The sequence below is a fragment of the Streptomyces sp. NPDC046716 genome (assembly GCF_040645755.1).
In the GTDB taxonomy this organism is placed as follows: domain Bacteria; phylum Actinomycetota; class Actinomycetes; order Streptomycetales; family Streptomycetaceae; genus Streptomyces.
Window position 1 is genome coordinate 1 of the sequence record NZ_JBEYYU010000094.1, and the last position, 25,408, is coordinate 25,408.

General features: G+C 72.7%; 23 protein-coding genes. 12 read left to right on the forward strand and 11 right to left on the reverse strand.

From position 1 onward, the window contains the following. The 3 genes from ABZ930_RS38870 to ABZ930_RS38880 all read right to left on the reverse strand — a co-directional run. Positions 1 to 69, reverse strand: a 69-nt coding sequence (locus ABZ930_RS38870) for a cobaltochelatase subunit CobN (RefSeq protein ID WP_361559466.1), incomplete at its 3' end; no start/stop codon positions are given. Between the two features lie 70 nt (positions 70 to 139). Continuing rightward, positions 140 to 1,321 carry a zf-HC2 domain-containing protein gene (locus ABZ930_RS38875; RefSeq protein ID WP_361559469.1) on the reverse strand — a complete coding sequence of 394 codons (1,182 nt, stop codon included), beginning with the start codon at positions 1,319 to 1,321 and terminating at the stop codon, positions 140 to 142. Positions 1,322 to 1,422: 101 nt separating this feature from the next. Further along, complete coding sequence (locus tag ABZ930_RS38880; protein WP_361559406.1) at positions 1,423 to 1,998, reverse strand: sigma-70 family RNA polymerase sigma factor; 576 nt, start codon at positions 1,996 to 1,998, stop codon at positions 1,423 to 1,425. A gap of 355 nt (positions 1,999 to 2,353) precedes the next feature. Here ABZ930_RS38880 and ABZ930_RS38885 point away from each other — a divergent pair, with 355 nt between their 5' ends. Together ABZ930_RS38885 and ABZ930_RS38890 are read left to right on the forward strand one after the other, a co-directional pair. Beyond that, on the forward strand, positions 2,354 to 2,734 hold the full coding sequence (locus ABZ930_RS38885) for an STAS domain-containing protein (protein WP_361559409.1): 381 nt from the start codon (positions 2,354 to 2,356) through the stop codon (positions 2,732 to 2,734). Between the two features lie 143 nt (positions 2,735 to 2,877). After that, on the forward strand, positions 2,878 to 3,381 hold the full coding sequence (locus tag ABZ930_RS38890) for an EF-hand domain-containing protein (RefSeq protein WP_361559412.1): 504 nt from the start codon (positions 2,878 to 2,880) through the stop codon (positions 3,379 to 3,381). A 72-nt stretch (positions 3,382 to 3,453) separates the two neighbouring features. Here the strand turns inward: ABZ930_RS38890 and ABZ930_RS38895 are convergent, their stop codons facing one another. Then, complete coding sequence (locus tag ABZ930_RS38895; RefSeq protein WP_361559415.1) at positions 3,454 to 4,986, reverse strand: AMP-binding protein; 1,533 nt, start codon at positions 4,984 to 4,986, stop codon at positions 3,454 to 3,456. A gap of 168 nt (positions 4,987 to 5,154) precedes the next feature. Between ABZ930_RS38895 and ABZ930_RS38900 the strand changes: the two genes are divergently transcribed. The 4 genes from ABZ930_RS38900 (at position 5,155) to ABZ930_RS38915 (ending at position 9,304) form a co-directional block, all read left to right on the forward strand. Then, positions 5,155 to 6,348: an amidohydrolase family protein gene (locus tag ABZ930_RS38900; protein ID WP_361559418.1), complete on the forward strand. Its 1,194-nt coding sequence runs from the start codon at positions 5,155 to 5,157 to the stop codon at positions 6,346 to 6,348. 5 nt (positions 6,349 to 6,353) lie between these two features. Next, positions 6,354 to 7,502, forward strand: coding sequence for an acyl-CoA dehydrogenase family protein (locus ABZ930_RS38905; RefSeq protein WP_361559421.1), 1,149 nt, complete (start codon positions 6,354 to 6,356; stop codon positions 7,500 to 7,502). Between the two features lie 7 nt (positions 7,503 to 7,509). Then, positions 7,510 to 8,388, forward strand: coding sequence for an acyl-CoA dehydrogenase family protein (locus ABZ930_RS38910; protein WP_361559424.1), 879 nt, complete (start codon positions 7,510 to 7,512; stop codon positions 8,386 to 8,388). 433 nt (positions 8,389 to 8,821) lie between these two features. After that, a complete protein-coding gene (locus ABZ930_RS38915; RefSeq protein ID WP_361559427.1) occupies positions 8,822 to 9,304 on the forward strand; it encodes an ATP-binding protein in 483 nt (160 codons plus the stop codon). A gap of 198 nt (positions 9,305 to 9,502) precedes the next feature. Here ABZ930_RS38915 and ABZ930_RS38920 read toward each other — a convergent pair whose 3' ends face one another. Beyond that, positions 9,503 to 10,429: a cyclase family protein gene (locus ABZ930_RS38920; protein WP_361559430.1), complete on the reverse strand. Its 927-nt coding sequence runs from the start codon at positions 10,427 to 10,429 to the stop codon at positions 9,503 to 9,505. Positions 10,430 to 10,554: 125 nt separating this feature from the next. Between ABZ930_RS38920 and ABZ930_RS38925 the strand changes: the two genes are divergently transcribed. From ABZ930_RS38925 to ABZ930_RS38940, 4 genes are read left to right on the forward strand one after another with little or no spacing between them, the layout of a single operon-like run. Next, positions 10,555 to 11,469: an SDR family oxidoreductase gene (locus ABZ930_RS38925; RefSeq protein WP_361559433.1), complete on the forward strand. Its 915-nt coding sequence runs from the start codon at positions 10,555 to 10,557 to the stop codon at positions 11,467 to 11,469. Between the two features lie 19 nt (positions 11,470 to 11,488). Continuing rightward, a complete protein-coding gene (locus tag ABZ930_RS38930) occupies positions 11,489 to 12,673 on the forward strand; it encodes an acyl-CoA dehydrogenase family protein (RefSeq protein WP_361559436.1) in 1,185 nt (394 codons plus the stop codon). Further along, positions 12,670 to 13,719, forward strand: coding sequence for a Zn-dependent alcohol dehydrogenase (locus ABZ930_RS38935; RefSeq protein ID WP_361559439.1), 1,050 nt, complete (start codon positions 12,670 to 12,672; stop codon positions 13,717 to 13,719). The genes ABZ930_RS38930 and ABZ930_RS38935 overlap by 4 nt, the downstream gene beginning before the upstream one ends. 19 nt (positions 13,720 to 13,738) lie before the next feature. Then, positions 13,739 to 14,980, forward strand: coding sequence for an MFS transporter (locus tag ABZ930_RS38940; protein ID WP_361559442.1), 1,242 nt, complete (start codon positions 13,739 to 13,741; stop codon positions 14,978 to 14,980). A 283-nt stretch (positions 14,981 to 15,263) separates the two neighbouring features. Here the strand turns inward: ABZ930_RS38940 and ABZ930_RS38945 are convergent, their stop codons facing one another. Beyond that, positions 15,264 to 16,259 carry a helix-turn-helix domain-containing protein gene (locus ABZ930_RS38945; RefSeq protein WP_361559445.1) on the reverse strand — a complete coding sequence of 332 codons (996 nt, stop codon included), beginning with the start codon at positions 16,257 to 16,259 and terminating at the stop codon, positions 15,264 to 15,266. Positions 16,260 to 16,330: 71 nt separating this feature from the next. Here ABZ930_RS38945 and ABZ930_RS38950 point away from each other — a divergent pair, with 71 nt between their 5' ends. Next, a complete protein-coding gene (locus ABZ930_RS38950; RefSeq protein WP_361559448.1) occupies positions 16,331 to 17,641 on the forward strand; it encodes an MFS transporter in 1,311 nt (436 codons plus the stop codon). Between the two features lie 294 nt (positions 17,642 to 17,935). Here ABZ930_RS38950 and ABZ930_RS38955 read toward each other — a convergent pair whose 3' ends face one another. Beyond that, on the reverse strand, positions 17,936 to 18,544 hold the full coding sequence (locus tag ABZ930_RS38955; RefSeq protein ID WP_361559472.1) for a flavin reductase family protein: 609 nt from the start codon (positions 18,542 to 18,544) through the stop codon (positions 17,936 to 17,938). 158 nt (positions 18,545 to 18,702) lie between these two features. On the opposite strand from ABZ930_RS38955, the gene ABZ930_RS38960 reads away from it, so the two are divergent. Continuing rightward, positions 18,703 to 19,182 carry an HPP family protein gene (locus ABZ930_RS38960; protein ID WP_361559451.1) on the forward strand — a complete coding sequence of 160 codons (480 nt, stop codon included), beginning with the start codon at positions 18,703 to 18,705 and terminating at the stop codon, positions 19,180 to 19,182. A 23-nt stretch (positions 19,183 to 19,205) separates the two neighbouring features. On the opposite strand, the gene ABZ930_RS38965 is transcribed toward ABZ930_RS38960, so the two are convergent. From ABZ930_RS38965 to ABZ930_RS38980, 4 genes are all read right to left on the reverse strand, one after another. Further along, positions 19,206 to 20,009, reverse strand: a complete 804-nt coding sequence (locus ABZ930_RS38965; protein WP_361559454.1) for an enoyl-CoA hydratase-related protein — start codon at positions 20,007 to 20,009, stop codon at positions 19,206 to 19,208. A gap of 473 nt (positions 20,010 to 20,482) precedes the next feature. Further along, a complete protein-coding gene (locus tag ABZ930_RS38970; protein WP_361559457.1) occupies positions 20,483 to 22,705 on the reverse strand; it encodes an acetate--CoA ligase family protein in 2,223 nt (740 codons plus the stop codon). Between the two features lie 222 nt (positions 22,706 to 22,927). Then, positions 22,928 to 23,566 (reverse strand): glyoxalase, encoded by a 639-nt coding sequence (locus ABZ930_RS38975; protein ID WP_361559460.1) that lies wholly within the window; start codon positions 23,564 to 23,566, stop codon positions 22,928 to 22,930. A 68-nt stretch (positions 23,567 to 23,634) separates the two neighbouring features. After that, positions 23,635 to 25,152, reverse strand: a complete 1,518-nt coding sequence (locus ABZ930_RS38980) for an FAD-dependent oxidoreductase (protein ID WP_361559463.1) — start codon at positions 25,150 to 25,152, stop codon at positions 23,635 to 23,637. Positions 25,153 to 25,408: the final 256 nt, after the last annotated feature.

Here is a 25,408-nt window from a genome sequence, read left to right on the forward strand (position 1 = left end):
GAAGTTCCGCCCGGTGGGCAACACGTTGACCAGCCCGCGCAGCGGCGACCCGGAGGGCCCGGCGGGCACGAAGCGCCCCTGGCGCGGGGAACTGCGCGACCAGCCCCCACCGGGCCGCAGGCGACAACGATGCCCTGGGTTACATGCGGCTCAAGGACGCCGTGGCGCGCAGGACGTCGCGGATCGCCTCACGGTCACCGAGCTGACCGGCCGCCGCTTCCTCCGGAGAGACATGCCCGGCCGCCAGCCGGCAGAACTCCACACCGTCCAGCGCGACATGAGCCACCTCCCGCTCGGCGGACCCCACCCCGCCGGGCGAGTCGAGGGCGATCAGCCACTCGCCCCCACCGGCCCCCTCGACCTCGAGCCGCAGACTCCGCCCGGCCCCCTCGTCACCGACCGGCGCCGCGAGCCCGGCCCGCCGCCGCCCGGCCAGGGACCCGGGCAGCATCCGCGCGGCCAGATCGATCATCCGGTTCAGATGGCGCGGCGACGGCGCCGCGTACGGATAGTCGACGGCATCCGCGATGTCCCCGGCATGCACCCAGCACTCGAAGGCCCGGTCGATCATGGCGTCCCGCAGCGGAAGCGTGAAGTCCCCGTACGAGACGGGAAGCTGCCCGGTGCCACCGGCACCCGCCGCGTCCTCCCCGGCGAACGACACGGTACGGATCACGGCATGCGTCTGGTCCCGCCACGGAGCCCGCACGGCCCGCGTCGCCGGGAAGTAGGCGGCCTTCCAGTACGCCTCGGTGCGCTGCAGCGGCCCGAGCCCCTCCCGGCCCGCGGGACCGGCCGGATCGTCGAGCCCGAGCGACCGCGCGACGAGGCCGTCGACGCAGGTGAGATGGGCGATGACCCCGGCGACGGTCGTCTTCCGGCTGACCTGCTCGTCGCCCTCGTACCAGCGCAGCCGGACCGGAGCGTGCCACTCCGGGTCGCCGAAGTCCTGGAGCAGCGCGTCGAGCCGGGCGGTCTCGGCGTCGTACGGGGCGGTCCAGGCGGGGACCGGGACGCGCGGAGGGCGCCGGGTGAGGCAGCCCTCCAGGACGCGGGCGCGGAGCATCGGATCGAGGTCCAGGGTCTCCTCGGGGTGCAGCAGCCCGACGGCGTCCCGCAGCCGCAGCGCCTCCTCGGCGCAGGTGCCGCACTCGCCGAGGTGGTCCTCGACGGCGAGGGACTCCTCGGGCGAGCAGGCGGACAGCGCCCACGCGCCGAGCAGTGACTTGAGCACGCGGTGCTCCAGGACGAGCGGGGCGGGTGCGGGCACGTCCGGCAGCGGGACCCCGGTGTCCTCGACGGAGCTGCGCGGCGTCGGTATCCGGGCGGCCGCCTCCGCGGCGCCGCCGGTCTCGCCCGGCCGGTCCGGCTCGTCGCCGAACGGGTCGAACGGGTCGTGGCGGCCCGGGCCGCCCGCGCCGCTCACGCCGGCCTCCCGTAGCCACCGCCGGGCGGGGTGCCGCTGTCGTGGGCCGTGGACAGCAGCTGCAGCCCCAGACGCAGCCGACGGCGCGCCTCGTCCTCGGTGACGCCGAGGTCGGCGGCGGTCTGGCGGTAGTCACGGCGCTGGAAATAGGCCAGTTCGAGCGCGGCGCGCAGCGGGGCGGGCATGGACGTCACGATGTAGTCGGCGCGGGCGGCGGCGGAGGCGCGGCGCACCTTGCGCTCCAGGTCCTCGGTGGTGCCCCGGCCGCTGCGCACGAGGGCGGCGGACTCGGTCTGCCGCAGCCGCTGCACGGCATGCCGGTGGACGAGCGTGGCGATGAAGGAGCGCAGCGGGCCCGACTTGGGGTCGTAGGCCTCCGGGTTCTCCCAGATCTGGGTGAACACCTCGCGGGTGATCTGGTCCGCGGCGTCCTCGTCGTCCAGGACGCGGTGGGCCAGGCCGTGCACCAGGGATGCGAAACGGTCGTACAGCTCCCCGAGCGCCGCGGCCTCGCCGTGCGCCAGACGCTGCTGCATCCTCCGGTCCCAGCGGGACGGAGTGTCCTTGGGCATGGAGCCCCCTCACCGGCTGCCCGTACGTATTGCTGCTCGTGCTCTGCTGCTTCTGCTTCCGAACTGCGTGCCTCCTACCCGAATGTAGTCCGGGTCACCGACAACGCACGCCCCTTTGCGGCATTGTGCGCCCCTGGCGGCCTCAGGTGATAAGGAAGCGGGACCCCTTCGGGAATGCGCGGACGACCGTCTGACCGTTTTGACGGTGAACCAACCGGCTCGGTCTCAACAGCGTCATATGTGATAGGTGTGCGGGGGTGTTTCAGCGCGATGCGGTCGGGCAGCCGCGCAGGAGAAAAACGTAGGCGATTATTCCGGATCTTGACAGAAGTGAAGTGACGTCGAGCGAGAGGCGATGGGCGTGGTGCTCAAGGTGACCGAGTCGGGACAGGGCGACTGGGCCGTCGTGCGGGTCTCGGGCGAGATGGACCTCGTGACGTCCCCGGCGCTCCGCCAGCAGGTGCACGACGCCGTCGCCGACGGCCGGCACAGCGTCGTGCTCGACCTCTCCGACGTGCTGTTCTGCGATTCCAGCGGGGTGGGTGTGCTGATAGCCGCCCGTCGGCTGATGCGCTCGTGCCAGGGGCAGCTGCGCCTCATCCTGCCCGCGCGCGGGGCCGAGGACGGGTCGCACGTGAACCGGGTGCTCGGGGCGCTCGGGGTACGGCGGCTGTTCGAGGTGTACCCGGACGTGGCGGCGGCGGTCGCCGACGACGCGGCGCCGCTCTCCGCGTAGTCCCGGTACGCGCCCCGGCGCGGCGCCCATGTCGCGGAACCTCTGCGGTCCTGCCACAAACGTGCACTTCGGGCCCCCTGCCGCGCTGTTCGACGTACGCTCGCAGGCGTAGGACCCATCGACGTGAGAGGCGGCCCATCAGCATGGACGAGCGGAGGATCGCGGCCCGGTTCGCCGGCTTCGACCAGGACGGCAACGGCTACATCGACCGCGAGGACTTCTACGCCGCGGCGAAGGCGCTGCTCGCCGAGTTCGATGTCACGGCGCGCTGCGACAAGGGGCAGGACCTGTTCGCCGGGGCCGAGGCGTTCTGGCAGGGCATGGCCGGGATCGCCGATGTCGACGGGGACCAGCGGGTGACCCGGGGGGAGTTCGTGACCGGGGCCGTGAAGCGGCTGCGGGACAGCCCGGAGCGGTTCGCCGAGATCGCGCGGCCGTTCCTGCGCGCCGCGATCGCTCTGGCCGAGCCGGACCGGGGTGACGGCGGGGTCGGGGTGGACGGTGCCGCGCGGGTGTTGCGGGCGCTGGGGGTCGAGGGCGGGGTTGCCGACCAGGCCGTCGCCTCGTTGGACGGTGACGGTGACGGGCGGGTCTCCGAGGACGAGGCCGTGCGCGGGTTCGCGCTGTACTTCACCGTGCCGGAGTAGGGGTTCGTCGTCGGGCGCGGGTCGCGTCGTGGCTGAGCGCGCAGTTCCCCGCGCCCCTGGCGGGGCGCCTTCTCAGGCGCTGAACCGTTCTCTCAGTTTGTACTTGAGGACCTTGCGCAGGGTTTCGTTGCGGGGGAGGGCGGTCAGAATTTCCAGTTGTTCCGGGAGCTTGAAGGTCGACAGGCCCTCGGCGCGGAGGTAGGACGTCACCTCGGTGAGGGTCAACTCGGTGACTCCGGGCGCCAGTTCCAGTACCGCGCAGACGCGTTCGCCCCGCTCCGGGTCCGGGAGGCCGATCACCGCCGCCTCCTGGACCGAGGGGTGCGCGTGCAGCAGGTCCTCGATCTCCTTCGCCGAGATGTTCTCGCCCTTGCGGATGATGATGTCCTTGGCGCGGCCGGTGAGGACCAGATGGCCGGTGGGCAGGACGTGGCCCAGGTCGCCGGTGACGAGGAAGCCGTCCGCGTCGAAGGCGTCCGCCGACTGCGCCGGGTCCAGATAGCCCTGGCAGACGGCCTCGCCGCGCAGCCGCACCGCGCCGTCGACCCCGGCCGGAACCGGCCGGCCGGCCTCGTCGACGATCCTGATCTCCATGCCCTCCGGCGGGCGGCCCTCCGTCGTCGCGAGGTTCTCGGCGGTGTCGTCCGGGGCCCCCATCGTGATCATCGGGACCTCGGTCATCCCGTAGCCGTGGGTGAGCTGGACGTCCATCTCGCGGACCACGCAGTGGTAGACCTCGGGCGGTTTCGGGGCGCCGCCGCCCGCGAGGAGCCGCAGCGTCGGGATCACCTTGCGGTCGGGGTCCTTGCGCTGCTCGGCCAGGAACATGGAGTAGAACGCCGTCGAGCCGCCCGCGACCGTCACCCCGTGCCGCCGGTACTCGCCCAGCGCGTCCGGCAGCGCGAACTGCTCGAACAGCACCGCGGGGAAGCCGTAGAGGAGCAGCATCACCGTGTAGTCGGGGCCCGCTATGTGCGCGTAGGGGAAGGCCATCGAGCCGACGTCCGACTCCGACAGCCGCAGCGCGTGGGCCAGGCAGGAGCCGCCCGCGATCAGTGAACGGTCGGTGTGCAGCACGCCCTTGGGGTCCGATGTGGTGCCCGACGTCCAGTAGATCCAGCGGACGTCCGTGCCCGAGGCGGGCGGCGCGGGGAGGACCGACGGGTCGGCCTCCGGCAGGTTCTCGTACGCCTCGAAGACGCCCTTCGAGCCGAGCCGGTGGGCCATCTCCGTGTGGTCGAAGCCCCGCCAGACGCCCGGCGTCGCGAAGAACTCCGCCTTCGACTCGCGCAGCGCGAAGCCGACCTCGCGGTCCCGGTAGAACGGGATGACGGGCGTCTGGGTCGCCCCGATGCGGGCCAGCGCGAAGGTGAGCAGGGCCGTCTCGATCCGGGTGGGCAGCTGCCAGGCCACCACGGTGCCGGGGCGGACCCCTCGCTCGTGGAGGCCGGCCGCGATCCGTTCGGCGCGGTCGCGCAACTGGCCGAAGGTCAGCACGCGTTCGCCCTGGAGGAAGACCGGGCGGTCGGGGGTCAGGGCGGCGCGGCGTTCGACCAGTTCCCAGAGCGTGCGGGACGCGCCCAGGGCGTGTGCGGTGTCCGTCATCTGCGTACCCCTTCGAGCCGGCATCGAAACTGACGACCTGTCAGATGTGAGGGAGAGCGTAAGTCCGTGGTTCTTGTCGGTCCAGGGGTGCGGGGCTAGCCTGGTATCTGACGGGTCATCAGAAACGTACGGATCGTACGGATCGTTCGGTGGAGGGGCTCAGCACTCATGACGGAACTGCCGCGCATCGTCAGCGTCGACGACCATGTGATCGAACCGGCCCATCTCTTCGAGACCTGGCTGCCGGCCAAGTACCGCGACAAGGGGCCCAAGCCGCTGACCGCCGGGATCGGCGAACTCGCCTACGTGGCGGGCAAGTACCAGATCACGATGGATCCCGACGGGCCGCCGACCGACTGGTGGATCTACGAGGACCTGAAGTTCCCGTACAAGCGCAACATCGCGGCCGTCGGCTTCGACCGCGACGACATGACGCTGGAGGGGATCACCCGCGCGGAGATGCGGCGCGGCTGCTGGGACCCCAAGGCGCGCCTGGCGGACATGGATCTCAACCACGTCGAGGCCAGCCTCTGCTTCCCGACCTTCCCGCGTTTCTGCGGGCAGACCTTCGCCGAGGCGCACGACAAGGAAGTGGCCCTGGCCTGCGTGCGCGCCTACAACGACTGGATGGTCGACGAGTGGTGCGGGGACAGCGGCGGGCGGCTGATCCCGCTCTGCATCATCCCGCTGTGGGACGTCGACCTCGCCGTCGCCGAGATCCGGCGCAACGCCGCGCGGGGCGTCCGGGCCGTCACCTTCTCCGAGATCCCCACCTATCTCGGCCTGCCGTCGATCCACTCCGGGTACTGGGACCCGTTCTTCGCCGTGTGCCAGGAGACCGGGACCGTGGTCAACATGCACATCGGGTCCTCCTCCCAGATGCCCGCCGCGTCCCCCGACGCCCCGCCCGCCGTCCAGGCCTCGCTCAGCTTCAACAACGCCATGGCCTCGATGATGGACTTCCTGTTCAGCGGAGTGCTGGTGAAGTTCCCGACGCTCAAACTCGCCTACAGCGAGGGGCAGATGGGCTGGATCCCGTACGCGCTCGAACGCGCCGACGACGTCTGGGAGGAGCACCGGGCGTGGGGCGGGGTCCGCGACCTCATCCCCGAGCCGCCGTCCACGTACTACTACCGGCAGATGTTCTGCTGCTTCTTCCGCGACAAGCACGGCGTCGCCTCGCTCGACGTCGTCGGGCGCGACAACGCGACCTTCGAGACCGACTATCCGCACGTCGACTCGACCTTCCCGAACACCAAGGAGGTCGCCCTCGACCACGTGAAGGGCCTCGACGACGAGACGGTCTACAAGCTGATGCGCGGCAACGCCATCCGCATGCTCGGCCTCGACCTGGACCGGTAGCCCCCGTGGACCTCACGTACACCGAGGAGGAAGAGGCGTTCCGGGCGCGGCTGCGGGAGTGGCTGGGCGGGGTGCTGCCCGCGCTGCCGCCCAAGCCGTCGCCCGGCGACTGGCCGGGGCGGCGGGCCTACGACACCGGCTGGCAGCGCCGCCTGTACGACGCCGGGTACGGGGACGTGCACTGGGGTGCCTCGCCGACCACCCGGCTGATCTTCCTGGAGGAGACCGAGCGGGCGGGCGCCCCGTACGTGGGCGCGAACTTCGTGGGGCTGCTGCACGCGGGCCCGACCATCGCCGCCGAGGGCACGGCCGCGCAGCGCGAGCGGTGGCTGACGCCGGTGCTGCGCGGGGACGAGGTGTGGTGCCAGGGCTTCAGCGAGCCCGGCGCCGGATCCGATCTGGCGTCCCTGCGGACGAAGGCGGTGCGCGACGGCGACGCCTACGTGATCAGCGGCTCGAAGATCTGGACCTCGCACGCCGAGGTCGCCGACTGGTGCGAGCTGCTGGTGCGGACCACCCCGGTCGGTGCCGACGTGCCCAAGCACCGCGGGATCACCTGGCTCGCGATGCCGATGGACGCGCCGGGCATCACGGTGCGGCCGCTGCGCACCCTCGCCGGGTCCACGGAGTTCGCCGAGATGTTCCTCGACGAGGTGCGGGTCCCGGTCGGCAACCGGGTCGGGGAGGAGGACGACGGCTGGCGGGTCACCATGGTGACGCTGTCGTTCGAGCGCGGGACCGCCTTCGTCGGGGAGGTCGTCGCCTGCCGCCGGGTGCTCGGCGAACTGGCCGCCCACGCGAAGAAGAGCGGCCGGTGGGACGACGCGGTGCTGCGTCGCGAACTGGCACTGCTCACGGCCGAGTTCGGCGCCCTGTGGCGGCTCACCCAGTGGAACGTCAGCGAGGCACAGGCCAGCGGCGGCGTCCCGGGGGTCGGCGGGTCCGTCTTCAAGCTGCGGTACTCCCATGCCCGCCAGCGGCTCTACGACGTCGCCGCCGGCGTGCTGGGCGGCGCGGGCGCGCTGGACACCGGGCAGGAGTGGACCCTCGACCGGCTGTCGTCGCTGTCGTACACCATCGCCGCCGGTACCTCGCAGATCCAGCGCAACATCGTCGCCGAGCGCATCCTCGGCCTTCCCAAGGGCGGACGGTGAGCGGGCCGTGCACTTCCAACTGACCCAGGAACAGCGGGCCTTGCGGGACGGCACGCGCGAGCTGCTGACCCGCCGGTTCGGGCGCGAGGCGCTGCGGGCGTCCGTCGACACCGCCGGGTCCGCGCCCGCGCTGGACCGGGAGCTGTGGCGGGAGCTGGGCGCGGCCGGGCTGTTCGGCCTGTGCCTGCCGGAGGAGTCGGGCGGCGTCGGGCTCGGCCTCGCGGAGGCGGTGCTGGTCTTCGAGGAGTGCGGCCGGGCCCTGGTGCCGGGACCGCTGGTGGCCACCTTCCTCGCGGCGGGCGAGGTCCAGGGCGCCGCAGCGGGCGAGACGGTCGTCACGGTGCCGTACAACGGGCTCGTGCCGTGGCTCGACGCGTCCGACGTGGTGCGCGGCGACCCGGCGGGCGCCGAACCGCTGGCCGCGCCCGTCGACCCGCTCACCCCGCTGCACCGGGTGCCCGGCGGCGAGCGGACCCGCCCGCCGTGGCGGGCCACCCTGCTGTACGCGGCGGAACAGCTCGGCTCGGCCGGCCGCACGCTCGACATGGCGGTTCAACACGCCCGGGAGCGCGAGCAGTTCGGACAGCCCGTCGGGGCCTTCCAGGCAGTGAAACATCTGTGCGCAGAGATGCTCGTACGGGTCGAGATCGCCCGTGCGGCGGTGTACGCGGCGGCCGTGACCGGTGACCCCGTCGAGGTCGCCGCGGCCGAACTCCTCGCCGACGAGGCCGCCGTCCAGGGGGCCCGCGACTGCCTCCAGGTGCACGGCGGCATGGGCTTCACCTGGGAGGGCGGCGTTCATCTGCACCTGAAGCGGGCGTGGACACGGGCCGAGTTGGCCGGCCGGGCGCGGGACGCGGAGGAGACGCTCGCGGCGTCGCTGTGACACCCCGGGGGCACGCCCTGACGAGAGGTGTACGCACAGTGACGGAGTGTTGATATCGGGTTGTGTCCTTCGCGGGGCTCGTCACGCCGTGGAGTCGGCCTCCGGCTCCGGTACCTTGTGGCAGATGCGAGTGGTGCTGAACCCGTGCGACAGTGCCGGTGTTGCCTCAGAGGCGGCTCCGGGGCAGCGGATGCGCGCCGCTCGCGGCCCATGGCGGTGCATCACGCCCGCCTGTTCGACCCCCCGCAAGGCGCGTCGCACAGTATGCCGTACGGGTACTCCTTCGCGCTGGAATATGCCCGAAGCGCTTGTTGGGGTGACTGTACGTCAACCATGCTGTGCAGCACGGGGGTCACGGTCCGTGATCTTCTGCAAGGGCCAGCAAGGTCAGTGGCGCGAGGCGACGTGTCCGCCGGTTCGGATGGTGTGAGCGGTGCAGGTGCTTCAGGTTCAACTTGAGGTCGGGGCCGACCCCGCGGAGGTGGGGCGGGCCCGCAGGTGGGCGCGGCAGCGTCTCGCCGGCTCGGGCGTGGATCCCGACGAGCCGGCCGCCGAGACGATGATCCTGCTCGTCTCCGAGCTGGTGACCAATGCCGTGGTGCACACCGGTCGGCCGGCCGTGCTCCGGATGGTGCTGCCGTGCGCCGGAGGGGCGTGTCCGGGCACGGTGCGGGTGGAGGTCGCCGACTCCAGTGCCCGCCCGCCGGCGCCCCGGCACGCCGAGGGCGAGGAGACCAACGGGCGGGGGCTCGAACTCGTCGACGGCCTCGCCGACCGCTGGGGCTGGCGTCCGGAGGGTGCGGGCAAGGCCATCTGGTGCGAGATCGACCGCTGTTCGTCCGTGGCCGGGACCGGCTGGTCGGCGGGGGCCACCGCGCCGGGTGCGCTCCGGCCCAGTGCTTCCGTGAGCGCCTGAAGATTGTGCGCATAAACCGCAAATACCCGTACGGCTGTTGACGGGACGTGTCCGTTTAGTCACGCTTGTGGACGGCGATTCGCCGCGAGGGGATGTCGAGGGCCCTTGTGACGGGGGCCCTCGGCAAGATTCCGGGGGCGTCTCGGGCGGTGGCCGGTCGCGCGGTTCCCCGCGCCCCCGGATCTCACTTCGCCCGGTCTAGAAGACGGCTACCGGTGCCACCGGGGTGCCTGTCGCACCCTTGAAGGGTTCCGGCATCGCGGAGAGCAGGAAGCTGTAGCGGCTCAGCTCTCCACAGGCTGTGGACAGAGATTCCAGATTCCAGTTCTGGCCCTGGAGCATGCCCATCTCGACCAGGTCGAGGGCGTGCACGGGGAGCCACAGGTCCTCGATCTCCGGCGGGAAGATCTCGAAGGTCAGGGTGTCGTTGGCGACCGCCGCCACATCGCGGGCGTGGAACCACTCGGGGGTGCGCACCGACAGGCCCGGCGAGGGATAGCCGTAGCCGTGCTTGTCGCCGGCCAGGTACACCTGGACCTGGCCGGTGCGGACCAGGACGATGTCACCGGATCGCACCTCCACGCGTCCGAACTCGGCCGCCTCGTCCAGGTCTTGGGGGGTGACCGCATGGTCACCGGGAAGCCGGTCCAGGCCCTTCGCCGCCGCCACGTCGAGCAGGACGCCGCGCGAGACGATGTACGGGGCCTTGTCGATGCCGCCGAACTCGGCGCCGCCGTGGGCGGTGATGGTGCCCGCCGGGCGGCCGTTGTAGAGGCGGCCCGAGTGCGAGACGTGGGTGAGGGCGTCCCAGTGGGTGGCCGCCTGGAGCCCCATGGTCACCGCGTCGTCGCTGCACGCCACCGTGCCGGGCCCGAAGATCTCCTGGTTGATCTGCACCATCGAGTGCAGCGGATTGATCCGCCCGGGGATCAGGCCCGACTGGACGCCGTCCTCCTTCAGGGGAAGCGCGAGCGGGACCCGGCGGCCGGTGCGGACCCCGGCCGCGGCCTCGCGGACCACCTCGTCGGTGACGAGATTGAGGGTGCCCATCTCGTCGTCCTCGCCCCAACGCCCCCAGTTGTTGACGCGCTTGGCGATGTCGTGGAACTCGGCGGGCAGGGGCATCGGGTCCTCCCGGGTGTTGTGTGCTGTTGTGCGCCAGGTCTTGTGTTCCCGTATCTGACGGGTCGTAGAATCCGACCGGAAGCAAAATCTAACGGGTCGTCAGAAACCGCGGGAAGGGGCCGGGCATGGGGAACTTCTTGGCAGGCAAGGTCGTCGCCGTGACGGGGGCGGGGCGCGGCATCGGGCGGGCCGTGGCGCTCGCGTGCGCCGCCGAGGGCGCCAGGGTCGTCGTCAACGACTACGGGGTGTCGATCGAGGGCGGCGAGCCCACGTCCGAGGTCGCGCTCGGCGTCGTCAAGGAGATCGGGGCGGCCGGTGGCGAGGCCGTCGCCGTCGCCGACGACGTGTCGGCCATGGCCGGCGGGCAGCGGATCGTGGACACCGCCGTGGAGACGTACGGGCGGATCGACGGAGTGGTGTGCGTCGCCGGGATCCTGCGCGAGCGGATGCTCTTCAACATGTCCGAGGAGGAGTGGGACCCGGTCGTCGCCACCCATCTGAAGGGCACGTTCACCGTGTTCCGGGCCGCGTCGGCCGTGATGCGCAAGCAGGGCTCGGGCACCCTGATCGGGTTCACCAGCGGCAACCACCAGGGCTCCGTCGCCCAGGCCAACTACAGCTCCGCCAAGGGCGGCATCATCTCGCTGGTGCGCAGCGCCGCGCTCGGCCTGCACAAGTACGGGGTGACCGCCAACGCGGTGGCACCCGTCGCCCGTACGCGCATGTCGGCCAATGTGCCCATGACGCTGAAGGAGATCGGGGAGCCCGAGGACGTCGCGGCGTTCGTCGTCTATCTGCTCAGCGACCGGGCCCGCGAGGAGAAGATCACCGGCCAGGTGTACACCGTCGCCGGGCCGAAGATCGCCGTGTGGGCGCAGCCGCGCGAGCTGCGCGCCGGGTACGCCGAGGGCGGGTCCTGGACGCCGGAGAGGATCGCCGACTTCCTGCCGGGCGCCGTCGGCACCGACCCGATGCCACTGCTCGCCCAGCTGGAGGAGATGGCACGGGCGGCCGCCGGCAAGGAACGGCCCAACCAGTAGCGGACGGGGGTGGCGGGGCGTGGAGTTCGGGTTCGGGGACGACGACGAGACCTTCCGGAGCGAGGCGCGGGCCTGGCTCGCCGAGCACATCCGGGCACATCCCGGGATCGCCGGGCGCGGCGGGCCCGGCAGCGAGCACGAGGCCGCCGGAGAACGGCGCGCGTGGGAAAGGGAGTTGGGCTCCGGCGGCTGGATCGGAATCGGCTGGCGCGAGGGCGGCTACGGCAACCGCGTCGCGACCCTCACCCAGCAGGTGGTGTGGGCCGAGGAGTACGCGCGGGCCCGGGCGCCGGGCCGCCACGGACACATCGGCGAGAACCTGCTCGCCCCCACCCTGCTCGCGCACGGCACCGAGGAGCAGTGCCGCCGCTTCCTGCCGCCGATCGCGCGCGGCGAGGAGCTGTGGTGCCAGGGGTACAGCGAGCCCGGCGCAGGCTCCGACCTGGCCTCGCTGCGCACCGCGGCCGTGCGGGACGGCGACGGGCGGTGGCGGGTCAGCGGCCAGAAGGTGTGGACGTCCCTCGCCCACCAGGCCGACTGGTGCTTCGTCCTCGCCAGGACCGAGCCGGGCTCGCGCCGCCACCACGGGATCTCCTTCCTCCTCGTCCCCATGAATCAGCCCGGCCGCATCGACGTACGGCCGATCCCGCAGCTCACGGGGACCAGCGAGTTCAACGAGGTGTTCTTCGACGGGGCCGTCGCCGAGGACGTGGTGGGCGGCGAGGGCAACGGCTGGCGGGTCGCCATGGGGCTGCTCGGCTTCGAGCGCGGGGTGTCCACGCTGGCCCAGCAGATCGGTTTCCAGGAGGAGTTGACCGGCGTCGTGCGTGACGCGGTCGCCTCCGGTGCCATACGGGACCCGGTGCTCGCGGACCGCATCGTGCGGCTCTGGGCCGAGCTGCGGACCATGCGGTGGAACGCGCTGCGCACCCTCGGCGGCGCCGAGGACGCGGGCGCCCCGAGCGTCGCCAAGCTGCTGTGGGGCGGCTGGCACCAGCGGCTCGGGGAGCTGGCGCTGCGGGTGCGGGGCGCCGCCGCGGCCGCCGGACCGCACGACTGGACGCCCGACGCGCCGTACCAACTCGACGAACAGCAGCGGCTGTTCCTGTTCAGCCGGGCCGACACCGTCTACGGCGGCTCGGACGAGATCCAGCGCACGATCATCGCCGAGCGCGTGCTCGGCCTGCCCAGGGAGGCGTTGTGAGGGGTGTGGTGTTCGACGGCCGACAGACCGTCGTGGTCGACGACCTGGAGATACGGGACCCGGGACCCGGGGAGGTGCTGGTGGGCGTCGCCGCGGCCGGGCTGTGCCACAGCGACCTGTCGGTGATCGACGGGACCATCCCGTTCCCGCGTCCCGTCGTGCTCGGGCACGAGGGCGCCGGTGTGGTGGAGGCCGTGGGGGCGGGGGTGACCCATGTGGTGCCGGGCGATCACGTCTCGCTCTCCACCCTCGCCAACTGCGGCACCTGCGCCGAGTGCGACCGGGGCCGGCCGACCATGTGCCGGCGGGCGATCGGGCGGCCGCAGCAGCCGTTCTCGCGGGGCGGCGAGCCGCTGTACCAGTTCGCGTCGAACTCGGCGTTCGCCGAGCGGACCGTGGTGAAGGCCGTCCAGGCGGTCAAGATCCCGCGGGAGATCCCGCTGACGTCCGCCGCGCTGATCGGGTGCGGGGTGCTGACCGGGGTCGGCGCCGTGCTCAACCGGGCGCGGGTCGACCGCGGGGACTCCGTCGTCGTCATCGGCACCGGCGGCGTCGGGCTCAACGTGCTCCAGGGCGCCCGGATCGCGGGCGCCCTGCGGATCGTCGCCGTCGACTCCAACCCGGCGAAGGAGGAGGTGGCGCGGCAGTTCGGCGCGACCGAGTTCCTGACCGACGTGGCCGCCGTGCGCGAGGTGCTGCCCGACGGCGCCGACCACGTCTTCGAGTGCGTGGGGCGGGTGGAACTGGTGCGGGCCGCGATCGACCTCCTCGACCGGCACGGGCAGGCCGTGCTGCTCGGGATGCCGGCCGCCGACGCCGAGGCGTCGTTCGTGCCCGCGGCTCTCTTCCTGGACAAGTCGGTCCTGGGCTGCCGCTACGGATCGTCGCGGCCGCAGCGCGACATCCGGCTGTACGCCGACCTGTACGCCGAAGGGCGCCTGCTGCTCGACGAGTTGGTGACCCAGGTCTATCCGGTGGAGGACTTCGGCAAGGCGGTGGCCGACGCGGAGGCGGGGCGGGTGGCCCGGGGAGTGCTGACGTTCTGAACGCCTCTACGGTCGGGGGATGAGCTACCGCCTGCTGTTCCGCGAGTCCGGCACGTCCGTACTGGCCTGGGCCCTCGTGGCCGTCGGCGCGCGGATGCCCGTCGCCATGGCGCCGCTCGCGCTCGTCTTCCTCGTACGGGAGCGGCCCGGCGGCTACACGCTGGGCGCGGTGCTCGCCGCCGGCTACGTGGTCGGGGAGATCGTCGGCGCGCCGCTGCTCGGTACGCGGCTGCGGGCCGAGCGGGCCAGACCGCAGCTGGCGGCCGGGCTCGCGGTGGGCGCGTGCGGGTTCGGCGCGCTCGGGGTGCTGCACGGGGCGCCGCCCCTGCTGCTCGGGGTGTTCGCCTTCGTCGCGGGGGCGGCGCCCGGGGCCGCGCCGGGCGGGCTGCGGGCGCTGCTGACCGCGCTGGCGCCGCAGCGGGCCGTTCAGCAGGCGATGTCGTTCGAGTCGATGCTGACGTTCGGGGTGTGGGCGCTGGCACCCGCCGCGACGGCCTGGCTCGCGCTGTCCGTGGCGCCGTGGGTGCCGCTGCTGCTCGCCTGCGGGCTGATGGCGCTCTCGGTGCCGGGGCTGTGGCTGCTGCCTCCCGGCTGGGCGGCCGCCGGTGGTGCCGGTGAACGGCGGCCGGGTGTACGGGTGTTGATGCGGGCCTGGCCCGTGTATGTCACCGGGGCGGCGAGCCTGTCGCTGCTCGCCATGGCCGAACTGATCCTGCCCGCACTGCTGGAACAGCGGGGCTTCGGGGTGGGTCTTGCCGGGCCGCTGCTCGCCGGGTTCTCGGTCGGGTCGGCGGTCGGGGCCTTCGTGTACGGGCTGCGGTCGTGGCCGGGGCGGCTGCCGACGCAGGGGCTCGTGCTGGTGCTCGGGGTCTCGGGGTGTGTGGCCGGGGTCGCTCTGGTGCCGTGGGCGGGGGTGGTCGCGGTGGGGCTCGTGGTGGCCGGGGTGTTGCAGGCCGGGGCGATGCTGACGCGGAATCTGATGCTGCGGGAGGTGCTGCCGCCCGGGGCGCTGGCTGCGGGGTACTCCGTGATGTACGCGGCTGTGGGGGCCGGGTATGCCGGGAGCGGGTCTTTGGCCGGGGTGTTGTTGCGGGTGGTGTCGCCGGGTGGGGCGGTGCTTTCGGGGGTGGGGGTGACTGTGGTGCTCGGGGTTGTGGGGTTCTGGGGGGAGCGGCGTGTACGGGTCGGTGCTCCGCGCGGGGGTGGTGGTGGTCGGGTGCGGCGCCGTGGTGGCTGGTCGCGCAGTTCCCCGCGCCCCTGAGGCATGCGCTCCGCGCAGCCTCCCCTCGAGGCTGCGGCTCCGCCGCGCCTCCCAGACGAGGCGTCGCACGGGGCGCGTCTCTCCGGTGAGGTGGCGGACGGGGCGCGCCTCTCCGATGAGGCGTCGCACGGGGCGCGCCTCTCTTGATGAGATGGCGCACGCAGTGCGCATCTCAGGGGCGCGGGGAACTGCGCGAGAAGCGGCCACCGGGCCGCGCTCGAAGAACTGCCCAGGGGCGCGGGGAACTGCGCGATCAGCCACGACGAGAGCCGCGCTTGTGCGATCAGTTCGTGGCGCGGAACGTGCGGCGGTAGGTCGTGGGGGTTACTCCCAGGGCCGACTGGAGATGCTGGCGCATCGACTGGGCCGTGCCGAAGCCCGACTCGGTGGCCACCTGATCGATGGAGAGGGACGAGGTCTCCAGGAGATGGCGGGCACGCTCCACGCGCTGGCGGGTGAGCCACTGCCCCGGACTGACCCCGGTCTCCTCCCGGAACCGCCGGGTGAACGTCCGTACCGACATGGCCTCCTGCCCGGCCATGTCGCGCAACTGGATCGGCTCGTGAAGGTGCGCCAGCGCCCAGGCCCGCGCCGCCACGGTGGTCGCCAACTGCGGCTCGGGCAGAGGCCGTTCGATGTACTGGGCCTGCCCACCGTCGCGATGCGGCGGGACGACGGTGCGCCGGGCCACGTCGTTGGCGACGGCCGCGCCGTGGTCGCGGCGCACGATGTGCAGGCACAGGTCGATCCCGGCCGCGACCCCCGCCGAGGTGAGCACGTCGCCGTCGTCGATGAACAGCACGTCCGGGTCGACCCGGACCGAGGGGAACATCCGCTGGAACGCGTCGGCGTCCGCCCAGTGCGTGGTCGCGGGCCGGCCGTCGAGCAGCCCCGCGGCGGCGAGCACCCAGCTGCCGGTGCAGATGGAGACCAGCCGGGTCCCGGGCCGGACGAGGGCCAGCGCCGCCGCCAGCTCCGGGGACAGGCGCCCCTCCTCGTACACCGGGCCCAGCTCGTAGGAGGCCGGGATCAGGACCGTGTCGGCCGCCGCCAGCGCCTCGGGGCCGCGCTCGACCAGGATCGAGAAGTCGGCGTCCGTCCTGACCGGCCCGGCCGCGCGGACGCCGCAGGTCTCCACCTCGTACAGCCCCTCGCCCGAAGCGTCGCGCGCGCGGCCGAAGATCCGCTGGGGGATGCCGAGTTCGAAGGGGATCACGCCGTCGAGGGCCAGCACGACGACGCGGTGCCGGGCGGACCGGGGAACGGGTGGGATGGCCATGGCCCGATTCTAACGAATACTGTCATTCGGGCCACTGGTCCGGCCGCCACCACTGGCCGAAGCTGACTGTCGTGACGACGACGCAGACTTCCGAACCCACCGACGCCCCCACCGGGGCCACCGCCGGGCGGCCGGGCGCCCGCTGGGCCTGGGCCGCCGCCGCGGTCACCTTCGTGACGATCATCGGCGCCGCCGCCTTCGCCTCGCTGCCGGGCCTGCTCATCGAGCCGCTGCACGAGGAGTTCGACTGGTCGCGCGGCACGATCGGCTTCGCCGTGTCCGTGAATCTGGCGCTGTACGGGCTCACGGCGCCGTTCGCCGCCGCGCTCATGGACCGCTTCGGGATACGCAGGATCGTGGCGGTCGCGCTGAGCGTCATCGCGCTCGGCTCGCTGCTGACCGTGTGGATGACGGCGGCCTGGCAGCTGATCCTCTTCTGGGGCGTGCTGGTGGGCCTGGGCAGCGGTTCGATGGCGCTCGCCTTCGCCGCCACCGTCACCAACCGGTGGTTCGTCGCCCGGCGCGGGCTCGTCACCGGCATCCTCACCGCGGCCGGCGCCTCGGGGCAACTGGTCTTCCTGCCGCTGCTGTCCTGGATCGTGGAGAAGCACGACTGGCGGCCCGCCGCGGTCACCGTCGCGCTGTCGGCGCTCGCCGTGGTGCCGTTCGTGTGGCTGCTGCTGCGCGACCATCCGGCCGACGTGGGGGTGCGGCCGTACGGGGCCGAGGCGTTCGTGCCGAAGCCCGCGCCGGTGACGGGGGCCGCGCGGCGGGCGGTGACGGTGCTCTTCTCCGCGGCGCGGACCGGGCCGTTCTGGCTGCTCGCCGGGACCTTCGCGATCTGTGGTGCCTCCACGAACGGGCTGGTCAAGACGCACTTCGTGCCCGCCGCGCACGATCACGGGATGCCGGTGACGGCGGCGGCGTCGCTGCTCGCCGTGATCGGGGTGTTCGATGTGGTCGGGACGATCGCCTCCGGCTGGTTCACGGACCGGTTCGAGGCGCGGCGTCTTCTCGCCGTGTACTACGCCCTGCGCGGCATCTCGCTGGTCTTCCTGCCGATGCTGCTCGCGCCGTCCGTCCATCCGCCGATGCTGTTCTTCATCGTCTTCTACGGGCTCGACTGGGTGGCGACGGTTCCGCCGACCATCGCGCTGTGCCGGGAGCACTACGGGGAGGACAGCGCGATCGTGTTCGGGTGGGTGCTGGCTTCGCACCAGGTGGGCGCCGCTGTGGTGGCGTTCCTGGGTGGGGTGGCCCGGGACGTCTTCGGGTCGTACGACGTGGTGTGGTACGCGTCGGGCGGGCTGTGCGCGGGGGCCGCGCTGATGGCTCTGGTGATTCGGCGCGGGGGCGCTCCGCGCGTTCGGGTGGCCGTCTGAGCGGGCCTGTTCTCGGGTGCGGCGCCGTCGTGGCTGGTCGCGCAGTTCCCCGCGCCCCTGAGACGCGCACTGCGTGCGCCGTCTCATCAAGAGAGGCGCATCCCGTGCGGTGTCCCGGCAAGGGAGGTGCGCCTCGTGCGGCACCTCTTCAAGAGGCGCGACGGAGTCGCGGCCTCTGGGGGAGGCTGCGCGGAGCGCATGCCTCAGGGGCGCGGGGAACGGCGCGAGAAGCGGCCACCGGCCCGCGGGCGACGATGTTCCCAGGGGCGCGGGGAACTGCGCGGCCGGTTCCGCTCAGTCCTCCAGGGTGGCGAAGTGGCCGCGGTGGAAGAGGAGGGGGGATTCGGGGGTGGTGGGGGTGCCCAGGGACGTGATGCGGCCCACCACGACGAGGTGGTCGCCGCCGGTGTGCACGGCGTGGATGGTGCAGTCGATCCAGGCGGCGACCCCGTCGATGCGGGGCGAACCGGAGACCGGCGCCGCGTCGTACTCCACCCCCGCGAACTTGTCGGCCCCGCTCACCGCGAACCCCTGGCACAGCTCGCTCTGACCGGCGGCGAGGACGTTCACGCAGAAGGCGCCCGCGCGGGCGATCCGGGGCCAGGTCGTCGACGTACGGGCCACCATGAACGCCACCAGCGGCGGATCGAGGGAGAGCGACGCGAAGGACTGGCAGGCGAAGCCCGCCGGCCCGTCGGGGCCGGGCGCCGTGATCACGGTGACGCCGCTCGCGAAGGTGCCGAGCACCCGGCGGAACTCGGCCGGGTCGACCGGAGCCCGTTCGTCGTCGCCGACGGCGCGCAGGTCCGGGCGGGGCAGCGCCTCCACGGGCCCGGACGACGTGGGGGAGCCGACGGACCTGAGGTACCGGACGACTGTGGCCGCCATTCCTGCGTGTCCCATCATGGCCCCATTGAAACTGACGGGCCGTCAGATGGGAAGGGGTCGTTGCCGGAGAGGCAAGCGATTCTGGTTTCAATCAACAGTTTGTTTATGCTCGGGGGTTCTCTGACCTGCGCTCTTCCCGCACAGCCCTGCACCGACCTGCCCGGAGTACCCGAGTGAGCACCCCGCCGCCCCGCCCGCACGCCCTGCACGCCCTGCGTGCCACCACCTTCGCGATCGGCGCCCTGCTGCTCCTGGCCGCGATCGGGGTCCTGCTCCACCAGCCGCTGCTGATACCCCCGATCGCCGCGAGCGCCGCGCTGGTGCACGGTGCGCCGGGGCTGCCGATCTCCCAGCCGCGCAACCTGGTCGGCGGCCAGCTCCTCGCCGCCTGCATCGGCTTCGCCACCCACGCGGTGACCGGCAGCACCACGTGGGGCGCGGCGATCGCGGCCGGGCTGTCCCTGGGCGCGATGATGCTGACCCACCTGTCGCACTCGCCGGCCGCCGCGACCGCCGTGATCGTGGTGTTGCAGGGGCCGTCCCCGTGGCCGTTCCTGCCGCTGCTCGTGCTCGCCACGGTGCTGCTCGTGGCCATCGGGATGCTGCCGGGGCGGATCGGTGGCCATGCGGTGCGGTATCCGCTGGCCTGGTGACCGCGCGGCCCGTACGCCCCGTCCTACCTGCCCTCGTACGTGGGTGAGCGCCGCTCCACGAAACTCGCCACGCCCTCCTGCGCGTCCCGCGTCGTCATGTTGATCTCCTGGGCCGTCGCCTCCGCCGCGAAGGCGGTCGCGCGGTCGCTGTCCAGGGAGGCGTTCACGAGGTGTTTGGTGAGGGCGAGGGCGCGGGTCGGGCCGGTGGCGAGGCGTTCGGCCCACTCGCGGGCCGTCTTCGCCAGGTCGCCGTCCGGGACGACGCGGTTGACGAGCCCGAGCGTCCGGGCGTCGGCGGCCGGGACGGCGTCGCCGAAGAACATCAGCTCCTTGGCGCGCTGGGGGCCGATCAGGCGGGGCAGCAGATAGGCTCCGCCGCCGTCCGGGACCAGGCCGCGGCGGGCGAACACCTCGATGAACCTGGCCGACTCCGCGGCCAGGACCAGGTCGCAGGCGAGGGCCAGGTGGGCGCCGATGCCGGCGGCGGTGCCGTTGACGGCGGCGATCACCGGTTTCTCGCAGTCGAGGATCGCGGCGATGAGGCGCTGGGCGCCCTGGCGGATGGTGCGGGCCACGTCGCCGGGGATCCGGGTGTCCGTGGTGGGGGCGCCTCTTAGGTCGGCGCCCGCGCAGAAGCCCTTTCCGGTGGCGGTGATGACGACTGCGCGGAGGGTGGGGGTGGCGGTGGCTTCTTCGAGCAGGGTGATGACGCGTTCGCGTTGGTCCCAGGTGACGGCGTTCATGGCCTCCGGCCGGTTGAGGGTGATCCAGGAGACGCCGTTCTCGGTGTGGTGCAGTACTTGTTTCTCCACGTTCGCGTCTGTCATGCGGGGTCCGTTTCAGGGTCGGGTCGGATGGGGTGGAGCCTTCGTCCGCGGGTGGGTGGGGGCCGGTCGCGCAGTTCCCCGCGCCCCTGGGTGGTCCGTCCCGCGCGGCCCGGTGGCCGCTTCTCGCGCAGTTCCCCGCGCCCCTGAGATGCGCACTTCGTGCGCCATCTCATCAAGAGAGGCGCGGCGGAGCCGCAGCCTCAGGGGAGGCTGCGCGGAGCGCATGCCTCAGGGGCGCGGGGAACTGCGCGACCGGCCACGACGAGACCCGCGCGTGAGTGACGGTCCAGGGGCGCGGGGAACTGCGCGACCGGCCACGACGAGACCCGCGCGTGAGTGACGGTCCAGGGGCGCGGGGAACTGCGCGACCAGCCACGACGAAACCCGCACTCGACCGCGCACCCCGCGCACCCCGCGCGGAGCGACCGCGTGATCGGACACGGCGAGGGGCGCGGCCGGAGACGGTTCGGGTGTCACCGGCACACCGCCAGGGCATCCAGCGCCACCGCCCCCTGCCCCCGCGGCAGCACCATCAGCGGGTTGATGTCCAGCTCGGCCACGTCGCCGCCGAGCTCGAGAGCCATGCGCTGCACCCGTAGGACGACCTCCACCAAGGCGTCGATGTCCGCCGGAGGCGCCCCCCGGACCCCGTCGAGCAGCGCCCGCCCCCGCAACCCGTCGAGCGCCGCCCGAGCCTGGTCCTCGCCGAACGGCGGCACCAGCACCGCCGTATCTCGCAACACCTCGACCAGCACCCCGCCGAGCCCCACCGTCACGGTCGGCCCGAACAGCTCGTCGTGGGTGACGCCGACGACCATCTCCACGCCCCGCTCGACCATCTGGCAGACGAGCACCCCGTCCAGGTCGATGGACTCGTACCGGGCGATGTCCGTGAGATCGCGGTACGCATCCCGCACCTGGCTGGCCGAGGTCAATCCCACCTTCACCAGGCCCAGTTCGGACTTGTGGGCGAGCTGGGGCGCCGACGCCTTCATGACGAGCGGGTAGCCGACGAGGGACGCGGCGCGGACGGCCGCCGCGGCGCTGGTGACCAGCTGCTCGCGCGGCACCCGGATCCCGTACGCGCGCAGCAGCTGCTTCGCCGCGTGCTCGCTGAGCTGGTGCCCGGGGCGCATCAGGTTCTGCGCCTTGCGGAAGGACGGCGACGGCCCGCGCGGCGCGTCCTCGAACGGGGAGCGGTAGGCGGCCGTGAAGCGGTGGTGGTCGAGATAGGCGCGGACGGCCCCGACGCAGTTGCCGAAGGTGCGGAAGGTCGCGACCCGGGACGAGCCGAGCAGGGTCTCCCGGTACGCGTCCTCGGTGCCGACCGGCGAGCCCCAGACCACGCAGATCAGCTTGTCGGTGCGCTCGGCCGCGTCGACCAGGTCCCGCGCCAGCTTGTCGCTCATGGGCGGGAAGGGGCCGGTGATCGGGCAGATGAGGACCCCGACCGACGGGTCGTCGAGGATCGCGTCGATGATCTTCGGGCCGCGCCAGTCGCCGACCGGGTGCCCGCCGTTGTCGACGGGGTTGGCGACGTTCAGGTACTCCGGTATCCACTGGTGGAGTTCGGACTGCTTGGCGTCGGAGAGGGTGGGGAGGGTGAGGCCCGCCGAGGTGGCGAGGTCGGAGAAGTGGGCGCCGGTGCCGCCGGAGATGGAGTAGACGACGACGCCGTCGGCCGTCGGCGGCTTGGCGCGGGCCAACAGGGCCGCCGTGTCCTGGAGTTCGTCGAGTCCGTCGACCCGGATCACCCCGAACTGGCGCATGGCCGCGTCCACGACCGCGTCCGCCCCGGTCAGCTTCCCGGTGTGGGAGGCGGCGGTGCGGGCGCCCGTCTCGGTGCGGCCCACCTTCACGGCGACGACCGGCACGCCCTCGCGCGCGGCCCGGTCGGCGGCGAGCAGGAAGGAGCGGCCGTCCTTGAGCCCTTCCACGTAACAGGCGATGGCGCCGACCTCGGGCCGCTGGGCGAAGTACGAGATGAAGTCGGCGGTCTCCAGGTCCGCCTCGTTCCCCGTGGGCGCCCAGTGCGAGAGCCGGATGCCCAGCTCCTGGAGGGTGAAGACGGGCCGGCCCTGGTGGCCGGACTGGGTGATCAGGGCGATCGCCGGTCCTTCGAGGTCGTCGCGGAACCGCTCGAAGGCGTTGAGGTTGGTGTTGGGGCCCAGAAGTCGCAGGCCCGAGCGTTCGACGGCCGCCGTCAGGCGGGCCTGCGCCGCCGCGCCCTCCTCGCCGGTCTCGGCGAACCCGGAGGCGAAGGCGACCGCGAACTTCACCTTCGTATCGGCCAGTTGCTCGATGACGGGCAGCGGATCGGCGATCAGGAGCACCGCCAGGTCCACCTGCTCGGGCAGGTCCGCGACCGACGCCGAGCAGGGCAGCCCGAAGACGGACGCGCGGGTCGGGTGCACCGGGTACAGGCGGGCGCCGACCCGCTCGGCCCAGGCCATCAGCTGCCGGGTGATCCCGGTGTTGGGCCGTCCCTCGGCGTCCGAGGCGCCGACGACGGCGACGGACTCCGGCCGGAAGAACCGGTCCAGGTCCACCACGTCGGCGTGCAGCGGGCGGCCGCTCACATCCACTTCGTCGGAACCGGCCCTGCCGTGCACGGCGGGGCCGGGCTGCTCTCCGCAGGCGATCACGCGGGCCCGGCGGGAGTCGGTGGTCAGGGTGCCGTACGTCGATCCAAGCATCGCTCCGCCCGCTCCTCTGTGTGACAGCTGTGTGACAGCAACGACTGAGGCCTTGAGGTTCCGGGCCTTAACTGACGCACTGTCAGATTACTGAACTGACGCTCCGTCAGGAACAGGGCTGCAGGCAAAGGCTGAGTGAGGCGGGTGGCGCGTGATCCCGTCACGTCCCTTCCCGGTGGACGGGACGTTCAGTGCGGCGGGGCGGGACTCCCTACCGGAGCTTCACTTCTCGCCCTCCCAGACGAACCCGTCCGGGTCGGTGAAGGACGCGCCGGTGCCGCCCAGGACGATGCGGTGCGCGCCGGTGCCGTCGTCGGCGACGCCGAGGTCCTTGGCCAGGCCGCGGCGCTTGTAGAGCGCCAGCTTGACGCTCCCGGTGCCGGGGGCGAACTCGGCGTACTTGCCGCCGAAGCTCTTGGCCACGGCCATGCCCCGCTCGACGTAGAACTGCTTGGTGGCCTTCACGTCCTCGACGCCGAGCAGCAGCACGAACTCGTCGATCTCGCGGGTGGCCGGGCCGGTGTCCTTCTTCGCGGAGGTCGCGATCTTCCAGATGGTGCCGTCGGGCGCCCGCACGACACCGCCGTAGCCCCACATCGACTTGGTGGCGGGCTTCAGCACGGTGGCGCCGGCGTCCACGGCGGCGCCGACGAAGCCGTCGACGGTGGCGGGCCCGGACACCGTGAGCGCCAGGGTGAAGCCGCGGAAGCCGTCGGCGGGCGCGTCCTCGGCGGCGCGGAGGCCGACGTACGCGTCGACGCCGAAGGCGCGGTGGAAGACGGCGGCGGCCTCGGGGTCCGCCACCTCGAGGGTGACGGAGGCGAGGGAGACGGGGGCTGTGGTGGAAGCGGTGGTTGCCATGTCCTTCACGCTAGGCGTGGCACGGCAGCCACCGCTTCTCGAATCCTGACCGGTGTGCGGCGGCCTCCCTACAGGGCCGCCGCGACCTCCTTGGCCACCCGCTCCCCGGAGCGCACCGCGCCGTCCATGTACCCGCACCAGTACGCGGACGTCTCCGTCCCCGCCCAGTGGATGCCGCCCACCGGCGCGCGCAGCGCGGCGCCGTACTGGGTGAGCACGCCGGGCGGCGCGTAGGCGACCGGGCCGCCGCGCGAGAAGCCCTCGTTGTCCCAGCGCTGGAGGGCGAAGCCGGTGGGGTTCGCGGCCTTCTCGCCGAAGTACGTCACGTAGTCCTTCAGCACCGCCGCCTTCACGTCGGCCTCGGACGCCCCGTCGAACGCGCGCATCCGGTCGGCCTCGATGAACCCCATCAGCGCGCCGTAGGAACCGTCGGGCGGCGAGTTGTCGAAGGAGGAGCGGACGGTGCCGGCGTCGCTGACGACCTGGCCGTTCAGCCCGTCCGCCCGCCAGAACGGGGTGTCGTACACCGCGATCGCCTTGCCGATCGAGCCCATGGGCAGCCGCTGGGCGAGCTGGTCGCGGGCGGCGGGGAGCAGCGGGGCGAAGTCGATGCGGGCCGCGAGCGGCGGCGGCACGGCGACCACGACACGGCTCGCGGTGACCGTGACGCCGTCGGCGGTGAGCGTGTAGCGGCCGTCGGCGGTGCGGGTCACCTTCCGCACGGGCGCGGACAGCCTGACCCGGTCGCCCAGCCGCGCCGCCAGCTTCAGCGGCACCTGCTGCGAACCGCCCACGAAACGGGTGGCCTGCGCGCCGTCCGCCGTCTCCGTGAGGCGTTCCAGGGTGCCCGGCGTCGACTCGTTGCCCGCGCTCGCTATGTAGAACAGGACGTAGAGCAGGGAGAGTTCGCGGGGTTGCGCCGAGAAGACCGAGGTGCAGGCGACTTCGAGGAGGAAGCGGGCCGAGGGGATCACCGCGTTGGCGCGCAGCCAGGTCTCGAAGGTCTGGCGGTCCCACTCCTCGGCCTTCGGCGCGGTCCAGGGCGCCTCGACCGGGACCTTCTTCGCCATGTCGTCGAGCAGCGCCTGCACGGCGGCGGCGTTGGCGAGGCCCGCCGCGTCGATCGGCGGGACGGAGCCGAGGAGGCCGTCGGTGGCGTACGGGGTGCGCTTGCCGTCCTTGTAGAGGACGTTCTTGCCGGTGTTGTACGTCGGGAAGGTCTCGACGCCGAGGTCTTCGGCGAGGGCCTTCATCCGGTCCTGGGTGGGGCCGAGGAACTCGCCGCCGCCCTCCGTGGTGCCGCCGTTCGGCAGTTTCAGGTTGACGACCCGGCCGCCGACGCGGTCCCGCGCCTCCAGGACCAGGACCTTCTTGCCGGCGGCGGTCAGGTCGCGGGCTGCGGTGAGGCCCGCGAGGCCGGCGCCGATGATGGCGACGTCGACGTCGACGTCGGTGGCCCGGGTGTCCGCGGCGCGGGCGGTGCCGGTGGCCGTTCCGGTGGCCAGGAGGGTGGTGGCCGCCGCGCCGCCGAGGAGGGCGCGGCGGCGGGTGACGTCGTTGTTGAGCGGGTGTCTTACGCGTGGCATTGCGTTGTACTCCGTATCGCTCGTGGTGGTTGCGCGGGTCGGGATCGGGCGTCGGGCGCGGCGCCGTCGTGGCTGGTCGCGCAGTTCCCCGCGCCCCTGGGCCGTTCTTCGTCCGCGGCTCGGTGGCCGCTTCTCGCGCAGTTCCCCGCGCCCCTGAGGCATGCGCTGCGCGCAGCCTCCCCTGGACGAGCGGAGCTCGTTTCAGGGGCGCGGGGCGATGACGACCTGGATCGCGGTGCCCATCTTGACGACGCCG

Bases quoted from the DNA above. Each gene is read 5' to 3' on its own strand.
- ABZ930_RS38940 (WP_361559442.1), top strand. From the start codon at position 13,739: ATGAGCTACCGCCTGCTGTTCCGCGAGTCCGGCACGTCCGTACTGGCC.
- ABZ930_RS38880 (WP_361559406.1), bottom strand. From the start codon at position 1,998: ATGCCCAAGGACACTCCGTCCCGCTGGGACCGGAGGATGCAGCAGCGT.
- ABZ930_RS38885 (WP_361559409.1), top strand. From the start codon at position 2,354: ATGGGCGTGGTGCTCAAGGTGACCGAGTCGGGACAGGGCGACTGGGCC.
- ABZ930_RS38890 (WP_361559412.1), top strand. From the start codon at position 2,878: ATGGACGAGCGGAGGATCGCGGCCCGGTTCGCCGGCTTCGACCAGGAC.
- ABZ930_RS38900 (WP_361559418.1), top strand. From the start codon at position 5,155: ATGACGGAACTGCCGCGCATCGTCAGCGTCGACGACCATGTGATCGAA.
- ABZ930_RS38980 (WP_361559463.1), bottom strand. From the start codon at position 25,152: ATGCCACGCGTAAGACACCCGCTCAACAACGACGTCACCCGCCGCCGC.
- ABZ930_RS38970 (WP_361559457.1), bottom strand. From the start codon at position 22,705: ATGCTTGGATCGACGTACGGCACCCTGACCACCGACTCCCGCCGGGCC.
- ABZ930_RS38945 (WP_361559445.1), bottom strand. From the start codon at position 16,259: ATGGCCATCCCACCCGTTCCCCGGTCCGCCCGGCACCGCGTCGTCGTG.
- ABZ930_RS38955 (WP_361559472.1), bottom strand. From the start codon at position 18,544: ATGGGACACGCAGGAATGGCGGCCACAGTCGTCCGGTACCTCAGGTCC.
- ABZ930_RS38975 (WP_361559460.1), bottom strand. From the start codon at position 23,566: ATGGCAACCACCGCTTCCACCACAGCCCCCGTCTCCCTCGCCTCCGTC.
- ABZ930_RS38925 (WP_361559433.1), top strand. From the start codon at position 10,555: ATGGGGAACTTCTTGGCAGGCAAGGTCGTCGCCGTGACGGGGGCGGGG.
- ABZ930_RS38965 (WP_361559454.1), bottom strand. From the start codon at position 20,009: ATGACAGACGCGAACGTGGAGAAACAAGTACTGCACCACACCGAGAAC.
- ABZ930_RS38895 (WP_361559415.1), bottom strand. From the start codon at position 4,986: ATGACGGACACCGCACACGCCCTGGGCGCGTCCCGCACGCTCTGGGAA.
- ABZ930_RS38920 (WP_361559430.1), bottom strand. From the start codon at position 10,429: ATGCCCCTGCCCGCCGAGTTCCACGACATCGCCAAGCGCGTCAACAAC.